Genomic DNA, 16575 nt, shown 5'->3' on the forward strand with positions numbered 1-16575 from the left:
ATCCGACGGTTTCCGGTAGGCAACGGCGGGCGCAACCCATATAGTCGCTAGGACTGACCCGGCCGATGGCTAGGTCATGCCCGCATGCCCTCAATCCGAAAGGTCCCCATGCGTAGCGTTCGCGCCCGCCGTGCCGCGATGATCGGCTCTGCGGCCCTCCTCCTGATCGCGCCCGGCGCGGCCCTCGCACACGCGGAGCCCGCCGCCCCGGCGCCTGCGGCCGCGCTGCCCGCCGACCTGATCACCGCGATCCAGCGCGATCTCGGTCTCAGCCCGGAGCAGTACCTCGACAAGGCCGAGGCCGGACAGAAGCTGGTGGCGTTCGCCAACACGATGCGCGAGAAGTTCCCGGAGTCCTTCGCGGGCGCCTGGCTGGACCCGGCCGGGTCGCCGCTGATCGGCCTGGCCGACGGCAAGGACGCGGCCGCGGCCCGCGCCGCCGTCGAGGCCGCCGGATACAACGTCAAGGACCTGCCCCGCAGCGAGCGCGCCCTGCGCGACCAGCTCGGCCACATGAACAGCTGGATCGAGAAGCTGCCCGCACCGCTGTCCGGTCTCATCGGCGGCGCCGCGATCGACACCGTCAACAACGACGTCGTGCTGCGCGTCCAGAACACCGCGGAGGGCCAGGGCCTGCAGCTGCCCGACTTCCTGGAGTCGGCGCGCGTGGTGCTGGCCCCGGCGCTCGGCTCGTCCGCTCCGCCCGCCGTCGACAACCCGGTGCGCGCCGACGCCCGCCTGGGCGGCGACTCCTACGCCGCCGAGAACGCCGACGGCGCCTTCCGTTGCTCGCTCGGCTTCAACGGCACCGACGGCTCCGGCCGCGCGGTGAACATCTCCGCCGGGCACTGCGACCCGAACCGCGCCGCCGCCGGCACCAACGCCGCGTCGATCGCCTTCGAGATGCACGGCGCGAACTTCGGCAACCGTTTCGGCACCTTCGCCAAGTCGACCGTCGATGGCCTCGACTACTCGGTGATCAAGATCGACGACGCCGCCGCGCAGCGCTTCGCGAACAACTTCGTGCGCGCCCCCGGCGCGAACCCGGTGCCGATCACCGGAACCGCCGATCCCGTCGTGGGTGCGCCGGTGTGCAAGTCCGGCCTCACCACCGGCTTCAGCTGCGGCACCATCAACTCCGTCAACCAGATCGTGGACGTCGGAACCCGCACCCTGAAGAACGGCTTCACCGCGAACATCTGTGCGCTGCAGGGCGACAGCGGCGGCGCCATCGTGACCGGCACCAGGGCACTGGGCATCTCGAGCGCCTCCAACGTGGGCGACATGATGTTCTGCGAGCTGGCCTCGGTGGTCACCACGCTGGTCGGTGACAGCCCCCAGCTGTACGCGACGCCGATCAACGCGGTCCTCGCCGCCAACCCTGGCCTGAAGGTCCGCACCAACTAGGCGCATAGATTCCACGAAAAGGGGCCTCCGACGCGGCATTTCGCGCGGGAGGCCCCTTTTCGCGTTCCGGGGTAACGTCCCACCGAACCGCGGGTTAACGGTAGAATCCCGTTGTTCCTGGGGCGGGAAGGGTTGCGCGCCAGCGACACACCTGGCTGGGGGGCCCAGTCAGAACGATGCCGGACACTCGCGCCGGCGGACAGAAGGAAGTTCCATGGAGGCATTGCTCCCCATCGTGTTCGGAATGGTCAGCAACATCGTCACGATCGCGACGAACGCGGGCACCGCGTCCTAAGCGACTGAGTGTCACGGGTGCGGGCGTCGACCCACACCCGTGACACTCACAGCCCTTCGGCGACCCCACCCGGGTGGCGCCAACGAAGGGCCAGATAGACGCCAGCGGCCCGTCACCTCCGTGGAGGTGACGGGCCGCTGGCGTCTATCTTGGGTGCGCTACTTCTGCAGGTGCTCCGCGTACTGGCTGGTGCCCGGCTCGGCGAGCAGGGTCTGGCCCAGGCCGATGCCCGCGGCGATCAGCGTCGGGCCACCGACTGCGATGGTGCCGACGATGCCACCGACCGTTGCACCGACCGGGATGGTGGCGAGCATGCCAACAAGCGTCGGCGCACCGACGATTCCACCGACGACCGCACCGATGATGGTTCCGACCAGAGCACCGGAGGCGGTGGCCACGGCGAGCTGCGCGTTGAAGGTCTCCTGAGCGAGCAGGTTCTCAGCCGGCGAGGCGATGTCCTTGATCCCGATGCCCCCGATGTTGCGGTCGCCGCGGTCCGCGGGGGTGACCGGCTTGGCCTTGCCCAGGTCGAAGATCGGGGTCAGGGTGACGGTCTTGCCGTCCTCGCTGACCTTCTGCTCCATCGGGAACTTGAGGTCGTTGAGCTGGAAGGCCAGCGGCAGGCTCACGACGGCCTTGCCCGCGTTGTCCTGCAGCTCGATGTTCTTGCCGTCGCCGGAGACCTTGAAGGCGCCCGCGTCGATGGTGGTGACGACCGACTGTCCCTCGATCTTCGAGCTCCAGTCGATGGTCTCGGGCGCGGGCGCGGCCGGTGCCGCGTACGAGGTGCCCGCACCCACACCCAGCGCCGCGATCGCCATCAGCGACGTCGCCGCGAACTTCTTCAGCCTCATCTATAGATCCCCTCTGGAAAGCAAAATTGACACATGGGTCACAACACAGTCTCGGGGGACCTTAATCTGTGATTCGTCTGAGAACAAGGCGCAGCAATTGACCTCGAACCCGTTTCGCCGACTCACTTCTTCGCAGGTCATCCGGCGAAGTTAGGTTGACCTGCGCTGACCCCTCTGAGGGGCACAAATTACGGTGAGCGTGAGAACACCTGTGCCTCGCGTGGACCCTCGGTCGATGCGACCATGGGCTCGACGTTGGCTCGGGATGCTACCGACGGGTAACTTGGCCCGTGTTGGCGTTGCCGTCGGATAAGGAAAGGCCGTGACATGAACGCCCTGACGATCACGTTGGGCACGATCGGTGTGCTGCTGAGCATCCCCGCTTGGGGGTCGTTCTTCCGCGGCGTGTGGAAGATAGTCAGCGCGATCCGGATCGGTCAGCCTGCTCCGGACCGGTGGCGCCCGTTCTTCCCGCGCCTCAAGCAGATGGTCGTGGAGTTTGCCGCGCACACCCGAATGAACAAGTTCCGCACCGTCGGCTGGGCCCACTGGCTCGTGATGGTCGGGTTCCTTCTGGGATCGATCGTCGCGATGGAGGCGTACATCCAGACCTTCAACCCTGAAGGTGGATGGCCGTTCATCGGTGGGACCGCGGTGTACCACTTCATCGACGAGCTGCTGGGAATCGGAACCGTCATCGGCATCGTCGTGTTGGTCGTCATCCGCCAGCGCAACCATCCTCGCGAGCCGGGTCGGCTCTCGCGCTTCGGTGGCTCGAACTTCCGGGCCGCCTACTTCGTCGAGGCCGTCGTCCTCATCGAGGGCTTGGGCATGATCATGGTCAAGGCCGGCAAGATCGCCACCTACGGCCACGCCAACCCGTGGACCGACTTCTTCACCATGCGTGTCGCCGAGCTGCTGCCGGCGAACACGAACATGGTCTCGGCGTTCGCCTTCGTCAAGCTGATGTCCGCCATGGTCTGGCTGTACGTGGTCGGCCGCAACATCAACTGGGGCGTCGCCTGGCACCGCTTCTCCGCCTTCTTCAACATCTACTTCAAGCGTGAGGACGACGGCGGCGTCGCCCTCGGCGCGGCCAAGCCCATGATGTCCAAGGGCCAGGTCCTGACCATGGACAACGTCGATCCGGACACCGACACCCTCGGTGCGGGCCAGATCGAGGACTTCTCCTGGAAGGGCTGGCTGGACTTCACCACGTGCACCGAGTGTGGCCGCTGCCAGTCGCAGTGCCCCGCCTGGAACACCGGCAAGCCGCTCTCGCCCAAGCTGCTGATCATGTCGCTGCGCGACCACGGCTACGCCAAGGCGCCGTACCTGCTGGCGGGCGGCAAGAAGGACATGGGCGGCGACGAGGTCGGCCTGGTCGACGCCGACGGCAAGGTCGACGAGGCCGCGCTGGCGAAGATCCCCGAGGCCGCGCGCACCGAGGCGGAGCGCAAGCTGGTCGGCGAGACCGTCGAGGGCGAGCTCGCGCCCGTCATCGACCTCGAGACCCTGTGGTCCTGCACCAACTGCGGCGCCTGCGTCGAGCAGTGCCCGGTGGACATCGAGCACGTCGACCACATCATCGACATGCGCCGCTACCAGGTGCTCATCGAGTCGGAGTTCCCGTCCGAGCTGGCAGGCCTGTTCAAGAACCTCGAGAACAAGGGCAACCCCTGGGGCCAGAACTCCAAGGACCGCCTCAACTGGATCTCCGAGATGGACTTCGAGATCCCGGTCTTCGGCAAGGACGCGGAGACCTTCGAGGACTACGAGTACCTGTTCTGGGTCGGCTGCGCCGGCGCCTACGAGGACCGCGCGAAGAAGACCACCAAGGCCGTCGCCGAGCTGCTCGCCACCGCGGGCGTGAAGTTCATGGTCCTGGGCGCCGACGAGACCTGCACCGGTGACTCCGCTCGCCGCGCGGGCAACGAGTTCCTGTTCCAGCAGCTCGCGATGCAGAACATCGAGGTCCTCAACAACGTCTTCGACGGCGTCGAGCAGTCCAAGCGCAAGATCGTCGTCACCTGTGCGCACTGCTTCAACGCGCTCGGCAACGAGTACCCGGAGGTGGGCGGCGACTACGAGGTCATCCACCACACCCAGCTGCTCAACCGCCTGGTGCGGCAGAAGAAGCTGATCCCCGTCGCCTCCGTCAACGAGGACGTCACCTACCACGACCCGTGCTTCCTGGGTCGCCACAACAAGGTGTACGACGCCCCGCGTGAGCTGATGGCCGCCACCGGCAGCAACCTCAAGGAAATGCCGCGGCACGGCGAACGGTCCATGTGCTGTGGCGCCGGCGGTGCGCGCATGTGGATGGAAGAGAACATCGGCAAGCGCATCAACGTCGACCGCGTGGACGAGGCACTGTCGACCGATCCGAAGAAGATCGCCACCGGCTGCCCGTTCTGCCGCGTCATGCTCACCGACGGCGTCACCGCGCGCCAGGAGTCGGGCCAGGGCGAGGGCGTCGAGGTCGTGGACGTCGCGCAGATGATGCTCGAGTCCATCACCCGCCTCGAGCCCGCGGAGCTGACCGCGAACATCAAGGTCGAGCCCCGGGTGAAGGCGGCGGCTCCCGTCGCCGAGGCCGCGCCGGTCGTCGAGGCGCCGGCCGCTCCCGTCGCCGAAGCCGCTGCCGCCGCCCCGGCCGCCGCGAAGCCCGCGGTCAAGGGTCTGGGCATGAAGGGTCTGGCCAAGGCTCCGGGTGCAAAGGCTCCGGGTGCCAAGCCCGCCGCTGCCGCTGCCGCTCCCGCCGCCGAGGCCGCTCCGGCTGCCGAGGCCGCTGCGGCGCCTGCCGCCGCCCCGAAGGGCCTCGGCCTCAAGGGTGGCGCGAAGGCACCGGGCAAGGGCCTGGGCATGAAGGGCGGGGCCAAGGCTCCGGGCGCCAAGGCAGCCCCGGCCGCGGAGGCACCGGCTCCCGCTGCCGAGGCTGCCGCTCCCGCCGCCAAGCCGAAGGGGCTGGGCCTCGCGTCCGGCGCCAAGGCTCCCGGCAAGGGTCTGCAGATGAAGGGTGGGGCCAAGGCTCCGGGCGCCAAGGCTGCCCCGGCCGCCGCAGCGCCCGCTGCGGAGGCACCGGCTCCCGCCGCTCCGGCCGCGGAGGCACCGGCTCCCGCCGCTCCGGCCGCGGAGGCACCGGCCGCGAAGGCTCCTGCCGCACCCCCGCAGCCCAAGGCGGGCGGGCTCGGGTTCAAGGCGGGCGCCAAGGCCCCGGGTGCCCGCAAAGCCGCCCCGGCCGCCGCCGCACCCGCGGCTCCGGCTGAGGCTCCGGCTCCGGCTGCACCCGAGGCCGAGAGTGCACCTGCCGCCGAGGCTGCCCCGTTGCCGCAGCCGAAGGCGGGCGGACTCGGGTTCAAGGCAGGCGCGAAGGCGCCTGGCCGCAAGAAGTAAGCGCAGCACGAAGTAGCAACGCCGGCAGCGCGCCCCCACCGACTCTCGGTGGGGGCGCGTTCTGCTTTGCCCGCACACCTCTTGGCAAGATCGAACACCCGTTGACGGTCCACACCCTGTGCGAACATGCCAACGGGTGTGCGCCCGACGAGAACTCCGCGACACCGACGGCCTGTGCTCAACCCGAAACCCGTACACAGGCTGCGCGTTCGCCCAGCGCTCCGAGCGATGTTCCCCCGACCGAGGTGCAGCATCAGTCGCATGGGGGCACACATCATCCGACGCCAGGAGGCACTGCAGCGCGGCGCCACCGACCACGAACTGCAGCGCCAGTGCCGCACGGGGGTCTGGGAGCGACTGCGGCCGGGCATGTATACGCCACGCGACGCCCTGGACGCGCTCGATCCCACTGCGGCCCACCGGCTGCGGGCGGAGGCGGCGCTGCGGGCCGCATCGCCGGATGCCGTTCTGAGCCACCAGTCCGCAGCGGCGGTACACGGCCTCGAGATGTGGAACACGCCCCTGCGTCGAGTCCACCTCACTCGCAACCGCACGGGCGGCGGGCGCAGAACCGAACTGCGGCACGTGCACGTAGCGGAGTTCGCCGACCACGAGACGACAAAGGTCGACGGGCTGCGCGTGACCACGCTCGCCCGCACCGTCCTCGACCTGGCTCGCTCACTCCCCTTCGAGGAGGCCGTCGTCGCGGGCGATCACGCGCTGCACACGACCGCGCTCACCGCCGCCGACCTGGCCGAAGCGGTCGCTGACCTCCCCGAGCGCTCGGGCCGCCGTAAGGCCCACCGGGTCGTGGACCTGCTCGACGGCCGATCGGAGAGCGTCGGCGAGTCGCGCAGCCGGGTACTGATGATCCGCGAGCAACTCCCCGTTCCGAACTGCCAGCCGAACCTGTACACCGCGGACGGCGCGCACCTCGGCCGGGTGGACTTCCTGTTCGAGGAGCTCGGAGTCGTCGGCGAGTTCGACGGCCTGGTCAAGTACGGCCGCCTGGTGCCGGAGGGGCAGACGCCCGCGGACGTGCTGTGGGCGGAGAAGCAGCGAGAGGACGCCCTCCGGGCCGCGGGCTGGCAGGTGGTTCCGCACACGCTCTCCCGAGATCGCACACCCTCTGGGGCCAGATGACGTGTGCGAAGTTGTCAAAGGGTGTGCGAGCGGTACGAAACGCGACGGCTACGGCCGCCAGAGCTCGAGCCTCGGGATCCCCGGCGTCTCGAAACCGAGCACCTGGCCGTAGAACGACAGCTCCGCCTCGCGCGCGCTGACGATGGTCTCCACCTTCCGGAACCCGTGCGCCTCCCCCTCGTATGCCAGGTACGCGTGCGGTATGCCCTTGCGCACCATCGCATCCCGGAACCGCTCCGCCTGCGACGGCGGCACGATCGGGTCCGAGAGGCCCTGCAACAGCAGCACCGGGCAGGAGAGCCCGTCGACGTTGTTCACCGGCGCCCGGCGCGCGTAGAGCTCCGCGAATTCCGGCAGGGGGCCGACCAGCCCGTCGATGTACCGGGACTCGAAGTCATGCGTCTCCTGCACGAACAGCTCCAGCTCCGCGACGCCGTAGTACGAAGCGCCGCAGGCGAACACGTCCGAGGTCGTCAACGCCGCCAGCACCGTCCAGCCGCCGGCGGAGCCGCCCTCGATCGCGAGCCGCCGCGGATCCGCCAGCCCGACATCGGCCAGCCCGCGGACGGCGGCGATGGTGTCCTCGACGTCGACGATCCCCCACTGACCACGCAGCCGGTTCCGGTACTCGCGGCCGTACCCGCTTGACCCTCCGTAGTTCACGTCGATCACGCCGATCCCGCGGCTGGTGAAGTAGGCGAACACCATGCTCAGCGAGGGCGCGACGTGGGCGGTCGGGCCGCCGTGCACGAACGCGACGTACGGCGGCAGTTCCCCGTCCATCCCCACATGGTTCGGGTTGCGCGGTGCGTAGGCGTACGCGTGCACCTCCCGCCCCTGCGGCCCGGTGACCGTGATCGATTGCGCGGTGGGCAGATACGCGAGGTCCGGCAGCTCGTCGACACCGAGCCGGACGTCGGCGACCGCGCCCGTGCCCAGGTCCAGCAGCCGCAGCCCGCCCGGCGTCAGCGCGCCGCCGCTGCGCAGCAGCACCCGGTCGCCGCGCAGGTCCGTGATGCCGAGCGAGGTGAGGTCGCCGAGGTCGACGTCCGAGGTCGATCCGTCGGACGGGTCGACCACAGCCAGGGTGTCGGTGCCGACCGTGCGGGTGGTGAGCAGCCGACCGTCGGCCAGCTCGGCGTACCAGCGGACACCGAGATGCCAGAGCGGTCCGCCGAAGTCCGCGGCCACCGGACACACGGGCAGTGGTGGCCGCGCGCCGACGTCCACCCGGTACAGGTTCCACCATCCGCTGCGGTCGCTGATCGCGTAGAGGGAGCCGTCGTCGAACCACTCCGGCTGCAGCACCGACTCCTCGGGCCCGCCGAGCAGCACCCGGCCCGGCCCGCAGACGCCGTTCTCGTCGAGCTCCGCGACCCGCAATTCGGTACCGTCCCACGGCATCTGTGGGTGGTCCCAGGCGATCCAGGCAACGCGCCTGCCATCGGGCGAGAGCCGAGGATAGGCCAGGAAATGCGATCCGCTCACCACCGACCGCAGCCGGTCCGGATCGCCGCCGCCGGAGCCGTCGAGCGGGATCGCGCAGATGTCGCGGCGCACCTCACCGTCGGCCGAATGCGTCTCGCGCACGCACCACACCTCGTCGCCGACGATGCTCAGCTCGCCGTACCGAAGCCCCGCCCTGACCGCGGGCGGCGGTGTCAGTGGGATCGGATGCTCGCCCGGGCGCAGCGCGTACACCCGCTGGTCGCTGAACTCCGCGAACACCAGCCGACCGTCGTGGGTGACCGTCCAGCCGCCGCCGCCGTACTCGTGCACCCGGGTGCGGGCGTTCCACGGCGGCGGCAGCACGTCCTCGGGCTCCCCGTGTCGGTCCGAGCGTCGGATCGAGGTCCGCCCGCCCTCATTGGGGCGCAGCTCCGACCACCAGATCTCCTCCCCGACAAAGTGGCCGGCGTCGACCGGGTGCCCGCTCGAGGCGAGGTCCGCGGCGGTGATCGGCGAGATCCAGGATCCGTACGGTGCGCGCTGTGGCATGCGGTCCAACTTAGGCCGAGTCGCCGACAACGCGGGCTCGGCACGCGAGCCCGCGTCACGCGGGCAACCACGCCCCGTGCAACCCGGCCGGCACCCGGAGCGGCAACCGCACCCTGCAGAGCGGGCCCGATCCGGGGTCCTCGGCGGGGAGCACGCAGAACCACGACGACATGTCGGCTCGGTCGGTACCGATCATCCCCCAGTAGTCGTGTTCGGCGCCGGGCATGAAGATCGGTTCGCCGACCGCGATGCTGCCGGGATCCCAGTGTGCTTCCGACCCCGACGGTTCGAAGAACCACAGCGAATCCATCGGTCCCTCGCGGCCCGCGAGCTTGCCGACGGTCGCGACGGTGCCGTGTCCGCGGGTGAGGCTGCGGTCGTCGATGCGCGGGAACTCGACGTCCCTGTCGGAGAGCGCCGTTCGCTGCACCGCGCCGGTCTCCGGGTCGATCACGGCCCGCATCAGCGTGCCGACCGAGGGGTGCGCGACCTCCGCGAAGCCACCCGGATACGACCACTGCGCGTAGTCGACGCTCACCCGCCCGTCCGGCAGGTCGTACCCGTTCGCGAAGTGCCACACCCAGAACGCCTCGCAGCTCGTCCACCGAACCGGTCCGCCGTCGCGTGGGATCAGCGCCACCCGGGTGCCGTCCTCCGGCCGCCAGTCCAGTACCGACCCCCCGGTGAGCAGGCCGGCCATGTCGAACGCCAACGGGCACAGCATCAGCACGATGTACCGCTCGGTCAACGCCATGTCGTGGACCATCAGTGCCCGGTCCGTGCCCGCGACCGGTTCCGGCGGCCGGGCGAGCGAACCGTCGGCCGCGACCACCGACCACGTCAGGTACGGCGGGTCGAGCAGATAGTTGAACAGCACCAGCTCGCCGGTCGTCGGATCGATCTTCGGGTGCGCGGTGCTGCCGACCGCCATCGCGCCGTCGCAGCTCTCCCGCCCGAGGGTGCGCAGATCGGCCGGGTCGAGCAGGTACGGCTGCGAGGCCTCGGCCATCGCCATCAGCCGGCCGCCGTGCCGCACCACGTTGATGTCCGGCAACTCGCGCGGCATCCCGGCCAGCTCGGACCCGACCTCGGACTCGCTCGGGGTGTACAGGTCAGTCACGCCCGCCCAGATGGCGTGCCCCGCCCGCTCCTCCGCCACCACCATCGGGGTCCGGACGAACCGGTTGGTGTACCTGGCGACGCCGTCGGCCAGCTCGATCCGGTGCACCATGCCGTCGCCGTCGAACGGGTAGACGTATCTGCCGATCGGCGCGAACCGCGGGTTGGGGCCGTTGCGCAGGTACGCACCATGCAGATCCGACGGCAACTCGCCGACCACCTCGAGCCCCCGGACGTCCACCTCCTCCCGCTGCGGCTCGAAGAGTCCGGTCAGGTGGCTGTGATGCGCGACATCGACCGGCGCGGGCCGTGGAAAGCTCGGTGCGTTCATGGGAAGGCCACTTCCGTGCGGATTTCGTACCGTCTTCCAGGGTCCTCTCCGCGGGCGCCACGGAACACCGATTTCGACGTCCGATCAGGCCGTTACCTGCACCACATGCGGGGTAGTCGGAGAAAACCCGTTGAACCGGGGTGGCACCATGGTCGGGTGACCGTCTCGGAGCCCTCCCACCACACCCACATCCAGCCGCGCGTGCTCAACCAGTCCGCGAAGCTGCAGAACGTGCTGTACGAGATCCGTGGACCGGTACACGCGCACGCCGCCCGGCTCGAGGCCGAGGGCCACCGCATCCTCAAGCTGAACATCGGCAATCCGGCCCCGTTCGGGTTCGAGGCTCCGGACGTCATCATGCGCGACATGATCGCGGCGCTGCCCACCGCGCAGGGCTACTCCGACTCCAAGGGCATCCTGTCGGCACGCCGCGCCATCGTCACCCGCTATGAGCTGGTGCCCGGTTTCCCCGACCTCGACGTCGACGACGTCTACCTCGGCAACGGGGTGTCCGAGCTGATCACGATGACGATGCAGGCCCTGCTCGACAACGGCGACGAGGTGCTGATCCCGGCGCCCGACTACCCGCTCTGGACCGCGACGACCAGCCTCGCGGGCGGCACCCCGGTGCACTACCTGTGCGACGAGTCCGACGGCTGGAACCCGGACATCGCCGACATCGAATCGAAGATCACTCCGCGCACCAAGGCGATCGTGGTGATCAACCCGAACAACCCGACCGGCGCGGTCTACACGGCCGAGGTGCTCAGCCAGATCGTCGCGCTGGCCCGCAAGCACCAGCTGCTGCTGCTCGCCGACGAGATCTACGACAAGATCCTCTACGACGACGCCAAGCACATCTCGCTGGCGACGCTCGCCCCCGACCTGCTGTGCCTGACCTTCAACGGCCTCTCCAAGGCCTACCGGGTGGCCGGCTACCGCTCGGGCTGGCTGGCCATCACCGGCCCGAAGGATCACGCGGCGAGCTTCCTGGAGGGCATCGACCTGCTCGCCTCCATGCGGCTGTGCCCGAACGTGCCCGCCCAGCACGCCATCCAGGTGGCGCTCGGCGGACACCAGAGCATCGAGGAACTCATCCTCCCCGGCGGCCGGCTGCTCGAGCAGCGCGACGTCGCCTGGGAGCGACTGAACATGATCCCGGGCGTCACCTGCGTGCGGCCGAAGGGTGCGCTGTACGCCTTCCCCCGCCTCGACCCCAACGTCTACGAGATCCACGACGACGCGAAGCTGGTCCTCGACCTGCTGCTGCAGGAGAAGATCCTGGTCGTCCAGGGCACCGGCTTCAACTGGCCGAACCACGACCACCTGCGGATCGTGACCCTGCCGTGGGCCCGCGACCTGGCCGTTGCCATCGAACGTTTCGGCAACTTCCTGGCGGGCTACAGCCAGTAGGCCAACCGCTCGGTCGGCGGGGCGACCGCCACCGATCGACTACCGTGGCAGGGGTGTACGCACCTCGGATCATCCCGGCAGGACCGTCGACATGACCGGCGAACCGCTCTCTGTCTATGACGCCATCCGGATGCGCCGCGACGTGCGCGCGGAGTTCACCGGCGAGCGGATCTCGGAGGAGCGGCTGACCCGGATCCTGCAGGCCGGACACTGCGCGCCCAGCGTCGGCAACACCCAACCCTGGGACTTCGTCGTCGTGCAGAAACCCGAGACGCTCGACACCTTCGCCGAGCACGTCGCGGTCTGCAGGCGTAACTTCGCCGATTCGCTGCCGCCGGAGCGCCGCGCGACCTTCGACCCGATCAAGATCGAGGGCATCCAGGAGTCCGGTACCGGCGTCGTGGTCACCTACGACCCCGGTCGCGGTGGCGCCAACGTGCTCGGCAGGCACACCGTCGAGGACACAGGCGTGTTCTCCGCGGTGCTCGCGATCCAGAACATCTGGCTGGCCGCCGTCGCGGAGGGCATCGGTGTCGGCTGGGTCTCGTTCTACGAGGAGGACTTCCTCACAGACCTGGTGCGGATCCCCTCCCCGGTGCGCCCCATCGCCTGGCTCTGCGTCGGGCCGGTGTCGGAATTCCAGGAGACGCCCGACCTGGTCCGCTTCGGCTGGCGTGACGGCAGGCCGCTCGACGAGGCCGTGCACCGGGAGAGTTTCTGAGCCACGCTCACTAGCCACAAACAAGCGACAAACCCATGGCCTCGTTGTTGGTTGGGTGACCCAGACAACATAAGGTCGAGCCATGGTCTCCGAGAGCCGGGCACGCTTCGGCAGGTTCGTGACGGAACGCCGCCGCGCCCTGAACCTGACCCAGGACGAGGTCCGGGCCGCCGGGGGCCCGTCCGACGCGGCGCAGACCCGGGCCGAGAACGGCACCGGCCCCGAGCCGAGCCAGCGCACCCTCCGGCGGCTCGACACCGGACTGAACTGGGCCCCCGGGAGCGCGGCCCGGACCCTGCTGGGCGGCGTCCCCGACCCGCTCGAGGGCGAGCCCGGACGCGCCACGGACGGGCCACGCGGCGCCACCGGGTTCGGGCCCGATTACGTCGCGGTGCCCGTCGAGGTGATCGCCGACCTGATGGCACCGCACGGCACCCTCAACTCGTTTCGGGACCGCTGGTCCGAGGTCTCGAAGGACGAGTTCGACAAGGCCACCGACGCGCTCAATTCGGCCATCTCCCGGCTCACGGGGGTGTACGTCACCGACCTGCTCGAACGCAACGGCGGGCCGGGGGTCCCGGTGCCCGCCCTGATCGAGTTCGCCTTCGGCCATCATCTCGACGAACCCGTCGGCGACGATCCCTCCGACGCGGAGGAGCGCCTCTACCGCAGGTGGCTGGCGGGCCGGCCGGTCGACGCGAGCAGCGACCTCGAGTCGAGGTTCCGCCGGCGGTGGCAGGCACGACGACGAGCTGACGCGTGACCCGCCAGGACGAACAGCCCATTGCCTCCGGCGGCGAACTGGACGGCTGACTACCCCCCGCGATGACATCGCGATCGGGGCCATGTACATTCTCCACAGACACCTTGTGTGTCCAGCAAGCCCGATTGCCCCTCCCCCCCCTGTGGGCAATCGGGTCGGTGGCGGGGACACACCCCCCTGTTCCCCGCCACCGCTGCAAAAACTTCCCCGATCTGCGCTGACGGCTCGCGCACCGGCCTCCCCCACCGCAGCAAGCCTCCCCGCGTGACCGTCGGCGCCTCCACATCGCGTGCAGCGGCACAATTGAAGCACACAAAGCCACAAAAAAGCCACACGGAGGCAATGATCGGGCGCTGTTCGGCACCCGGACGCCCGCGGGCACGGCGGCTCGACTCCCGTCGGTACGAGATCGGTACCCTGGCCGGATGTGTCGACAGGGCCGCGTGGCCGCAATCCGGGCAAGCGGGCCGACATGACGGAGGCGCGCAACAGCCACGGACATGGACACGGACATGGACATGGACATGGACACGGGCACGGCGGGCCGGTCCCGGTCGGCCCCGTCGCGGCCCGGGTGGTCGTCGGACTGCTCGTCGCGATCGGCATCGCGGTGCTCGCCGGCGCGGCCATCCTGTGGCCGAGCAGCCGCAGCATCGACATCCCGCTGCCCTTCCAGACCTCCGGCGGCGGCGCCGTCGTCACCGAGGCGGGCACTGTCACACTGCAGGACATCGGGCCCTGCGGAAGCGCCTCCGCCGGTAAGCCGTTCACGGGGGCACCGCAGCCTCCCCCGAACGACTCCTACGACTGCCAGCGCAGCCTCATCGACATCGAATCCGGGCCGAACGAGGGCACCACGACGCTGCTCGAGGTCGGCCCCGGCCCCGGGCAGCCCGATCTGCGTGTCGGCGATGACATTCGGCTCGTGCGACAGACCGATCCGTCCGGCGCCACCGTGTACTCGTTCGAGGACTTCTCGCGCGGCCTGCCGCTGCTGCTGATCGTCGCGGCGTTCGTGGTCGTCATCGCCGTGGTCGCCCGCTGGCGGGGCGTGCGTGCCCTACTCGGGCTCCTCGTCGCCTTCGGCGTGCTCGTCGGGTTCATGCTGCCCGCCCTGCTCGACGGCCAACCCGCGATCCCCGTCGCACTCGTCGGCGGGGCCACCATCCTCTACGCGGTGTTGTACCTGGCGCACGGGGTCAGCCTGCGGACCAGTTCGGCGCTGCTCGGCACGCTGGCGTCGATGCTGCTGGCCGCGCTGTTGTCCTGGATCACGATCGAGATGACGCACCTGACGGGCCTGTCCGAGGAACAGAACACCAACGTGCAGACCTACATCGAGCACGTGAGCATCACCGGCCTGCTGCTGGCCGGGTTCATCATCGGCTCGCTCGGTGTGCTCAACGACGTCACCATCACCCAGGCCTCGGCCGCCTTCGAACTCGCGGACCTCGACCGCGAGGCCAACCGCCGCCAGATCTTCGGCTCCGCGATGCGGGTGGGCCGCGACCACATCGCCAGCACCGTCTACACCCTGGTGCTCGCCTATGCGGGCGGCGCGCTGCCGCTACTGCTGCTCTTCAGCGTGGCGGGCCGCTCGATCAACGACGTGCTGCTCGGGGACGCGGTGGCGATCGAGATCGTGCGCTCCGCGGTCGGCGGCATCGCCCTCGCCCTGTCCGTCCCGCTCACCACCGCGATCGCGGTGATGCTCGCCCGGCCGATCGGTAACAGCACCGGCCTCGCCGCGGCGGGCACCGCCTCCCGCGGCGGACGGCACGCGCGCTAGCGCGGGACGCCCGGCAGCTCGATCCCCGGCGGCAACGGCGGCAGCTCGATCGGCGGAAACGGCGCGGGCATGGGGAGGGTGATCGGTCGTGGCCCCGGCGGCGGTGCCGGCGGGGTCGGGCCCTCGTCGTACTCGCGCACGACCGGCCGCCGCTGGGGCGGCTCCTCGGGCGCGGGGGTGGGCGTCGGCACCGTGCCGGGGACGACGGCCGCGGCAGGCGGCGCCACCGCCGTCGACGGGCCATTGTCGGAGGGCGCCGGGGTGGCCCGGCCCTCACCGCTCGAATCGCCGCCGACGGTCCCGCCCAGCCCGACACCGATGGCCGCGATCGCCGCGAGCGCACCCGCCGCGATGCCCGCCGCCGACAGGTGCCGCTTCGAGGCCGCCGGTTGGCGTTGGAAGTCGGGGGTCGCAGCGAACGGCGATACCGACGGCGCCGGTTCGGGCACCGAGACCGGTGTCGCCAGTATGGCCGCGCCCTGCGCCGTCACCATCTCCGGCTCGGCCGGTACCACCATCGGCAGGTTCAGCCACGTGCGCAGGATGGACTGCACGAGGGGGATGTGCGCGCCGCCACCGAGCAGGACCACCGCGTCGGGACGACGGCCGGACGCGGCGATCACCCCGCGCGCGAACCGCGCCGAGCCCTCGACGGGCACCACGATCATCGATTCGAAGGTCTCCCGGGAGAGCAGGATCAACCCGGCATCGCTCGGCACGGCGATCGCCTCACCGGCGGAGAGCTGCTCCTTGGCGAAGCGGCACCGCTCGTTGAAGGCGGCGGCCTCGTCCGCACCCACCGGCGAGACGACGCCCTGCGCGCCGGCCTGGTGTTCGCTGATCAGCCAGTCGAAGTAGTCACCCGCGATCTCGGTGCTGCGCTCGGTGGCCAGCACCTCCCCCGAGTCCCGGTCGACAACGCTGACGGTCAGGCCGGAGCTGCCCAGGTCGTAGAGGACCAGCGTCCGGTGGTCCTGCAGCTCCCCGGTGGCCTCCAACCGCACGATCGCGGCCGTGCTCGCGGGGATCAGCTGGTAGTTGTGCAGGCGCTGGCGGGCCATCGCCTGCTGCAGCACGTCGGCCTGACGCTGCGTGGCGTACGCCACCCCGATCGCGCCGACGGACTCCTCGTCCTGCGCGAGCAGGACGCCGACGGCCTGCGCGGCGGTCTCCTCGGCCCGGTGCGGGGCGGTGGCGATGACCTGCCGCTGGAAGGCCTCGACCCCGCCGGGTCCGCGGCGGGAGGCGGCGTCGGGACGCGCCATCCGGACGGCACTGGACCCCACCGACACACCCAGAACCGCACTCATCGAGCCGCCTTAAATCGGGTTTGCACGCTGCCGACG

The 16575-nt window shown here is 70.1% G+C and carries 11 protein-coding genes; 7 read left to right on the forward strand and 4 right to left on the reverse strand.

What is annotated here, in order from left to right; genetic code table 11:
• The first annotated feature begins 108 nt into the window (after positions 1 to 108).
• Positions 109 to 1407, forward strand: coding sequence for a S1 family peptidase (locus tag ACFQS9_RS00940; protein WP_378400620.1), 1299 nt, complete (start codon positions 109 to 111; stop codon positions 1405 to 1407).
• A 453-nt stretch (positions 1408 to 1860) separates the two neighbouring features.
• Here ACFQS9_RS00940 and ACFQS9_RS00945 read toward each other — a convergent pair whose 3' ends face one another.
• Entirely contained in the window at positions 1861 to 2556 is a 696-nt protein-coding gene (locus ACFQS9_RS00945; RefSeq protein WP_378400622.1) for a DUF8020 domain-containing protein, read from the reverse strand.
• A gap of 327 nt (positions 2557 to 2883) precedes the next feature.
• Between ACFQS9_RS00945 and ACFQS9_RS00950 the strand changes: the two genes are divergently transcribed.
• Together ACFQS9_RS00950 and ACFQS9_RS00955 are read left to right on the forward strand one after the other, a co-directional pair.
• On the forward strand, positions 2884 to 5952 hold the full coding sequence (locus tag ACFQS9_RS00950) for a heterodisulfide reductase-related iron-sulfur binding cluster (protein WP_378400624.1): 3069 nt from the start codon (positions 2884 to 2886) through the stop codon (positions 5950 to 5952).
• A 261-nt stretch (positions 5953 to 6213) separates the two neighbouring features.
• Entirely contained in the window at positions 6214 to 7095 is an 882-nt protein-coding gene (locus ACFQS9_RS00955; protein ID WP_378400625.1) for a type IV toxin-antitoxin system AbiEi family antitoxin domain-containing protein, read from the forward strand.
• Between the two features lie 48 nt (positions 7096 to 7143).
• Here ACFQS9_RS00955 and ACFQS9_RS00960 read toward each other — a convergent pair whose 3' ends face one another.
• Both ACFQS9_RS00960 and ACFQS9_RS00965 read right to left on the reverse strand, forming a co-directional pair.
• Positions 7144 to 9093, reverse strand: a complete 1950-nt coding sequence (locus ACFQS9_RS00960; protein ID WP_378400627.1) for a prolyl oligopeptidase family serine peptidase — start codon at positions 9091 to 9093, stop codon at positions 7144 to 7146.
• Positions 9094 to 9148: 55 nt separating this feature from the next.
• A complete protein-coding gene (locus ACFQS9_RS00965) occupies positions 9149 to 10543 on the reverse strand; it encodes a carotenoid oxygenase family protein (protein ID WP_378400629.1) in 1395 nt (464 codons plus the stop codon).
• A gap of 105 nt (positions 10544 to 10648) precedes the next feature.
• Between ACFQS9_RS00965 and ACFQS9_RS00970 the strand changes: the two genes are divergently transcribed.
• From ACFQS9_RS00970 to ACFQS9_RS00985, 4 genes are all read left to right on the forward strand, one after another.
• The gene (locus tag ACFQS9_RS00970; RefSeq protein WP_378400631.1) at positions 10649 to 11956 is read left to right on the forward strand and encodes a pyridoxal phosphate-dependent aminotransferase; all 1308 of its coding nucleotides are present in this window, start codon (positions 10649 to 10651) and stop codon (positions 11954 to 11956) included.
• Between the two features lie 91 nt (positions 11957 to 12047).
• Positions 12048 to 12677 (forward strand): 5,6-dimethylbenzimidazole synthase, encoded by a 630-nt coding sequence (gene bluB / locus ACFQS9_RS00975; RefSeq protein WP_378400632.1) that lies wholly within the window; start codon positions 12048 to 12050, stop codon positions 12675 to 12677.
• 82 nt (positions 12678 to 12759) lie between these two features.
• The gene (locus ACFQS9_RS00980; protein WP_378400634.1) at positions 12760 to 13440 is read left to right on the forward strand and encodes a helix-turn-helix domain-containing protein; all 681 of its coding nucleotides are present in this window, start codon (positions 12760 to 12762) and stop codon (positions 13438 to 13440) included.
• A gap of 472 nt (positions 13441 to 13912) precedes the next feature.
• Positions 13913 to 15229: a YibE/F family protein gene (locus tag ACFQS9_RS00985; RefSeq protein ID WP_378400780.1), complete on the forward strand. Its 1317-nt coding sequence runs from the start codon at positions 13913 to 13915 to the stop codon at positions 15227 to 15229.
• On the opposite strand, the gene ACFQS9_RS00990 is transcribed toward ACFQS9_RS00985, so the two are convergent.
• Positions 15226 to 16539: a DUF7159 family protein gene (locus ACFQS9_RS00990; protein ID WP_378400636.1), complete on the reverse strand. Its 1314-nt coding sequence runs from the start codon at positions 16537 to 16539 to the stop codon at positions 15226 to 15228. The genes ACFQS9_RS00985 and ACFQS9_RS00990 overlap by 4 nt on opposite strands.
• Positions 16540 to 16575 lie beyond the last annotated feature (36 nt).

Source organism: Rhodococcus daqingensis (assembly GCF_042665615.1).
GTDB classification, from domain to species: domain Bacteria; phylum Actinomycetota; class Actinomycetes; order Mycobacteriales; family Mycobacteriaceae; genus Rhodococcus_G; species Rhodococcus_G daqingensis.

Excerpts from the sequence above, each read along its gene's own strand:
- ACFQS9_RS00990 (WP_378400636.1), bottom strand. The coding sequence starts at position 16,539 with ATGAGTGCGGTTCTGGGTGTGTCGGTGGGGTCCAGTGCCGTCCGGATG.
- ACFQS9_RS00960 (WP_378400627.1), bottom strand. The coding sequence starts at position 9,093 with ATGCCACAGCGCGCACCGTACGGATCCTGGATCTCGCCGATCACCGCC.
- ACFQS9_RS00965 (WP_378400629.1), bottom strand. The coding sequence starts at position 10,543 with ATGAACGCACCGAGCTTTCCACGGCCCGCGCCGGTCGATGTCGCGCAT.
- ACFQS9_RS00970 (WP_378400631.1), top strand. The coding sequence starts at position 10,649 with ATGCGGGGTAGTCGGAGAAAACCCGTTGAACCGGGGTGGCACCATGGT.
- ACFQS9_RS00950 (WP_378400624.1), top strand. The coding sequence starts at position 2,884 with ATGAACGCCCTGACGATCACGTTGGGCACGATCGGTGTGCTGCTGAGC.
- bluB (WP_378400632.1), top strand. The coding sequence starts at position 12,048 with ATGACCGGCGAACCGCTCTCTGTCTATGACGCCATCCGGATGCGCCGC.
- ACFQS9_RS00945 (WP_378400622.1), bottom strand. The coding sequence starts at position 2,556 with ATGAGGCTGAAGAAGTTCGCGGCGACGTCGCTGATGGCGATCGCGGCG.
- ACFQS9_RS00980 (WP_378400634.1), top strand. The coding sequence starts at position 12,760 with ATGGTCTCCGAGAGCCGGGCACGCTTCGGCAGGTTCGTGACGGAACGC.
- ACFQS9_RS00985 (WP_378400780.1), top strand. The coding sequence starts at position 13,913 with ATGACGGAGGCGCGCAACAGCCACGGACATGGACACGGACATGGACAT.
- ACFQS9_RS00940 (WP_378400620.1), top strand. The coding sequence starts at position 109 with ATGCGTAGCGTTCGCGCCCGCCGTGCCGCGATGATCGGCTCTGCGGCC.
- ACFQS9_RS00955 (WP_378400625.1), top strand. The coding sequence starts at position 6,214 with ATGGGGGCACACATCATCCGACGCCAGGAGGCACTGCAGCGCGGCGCC.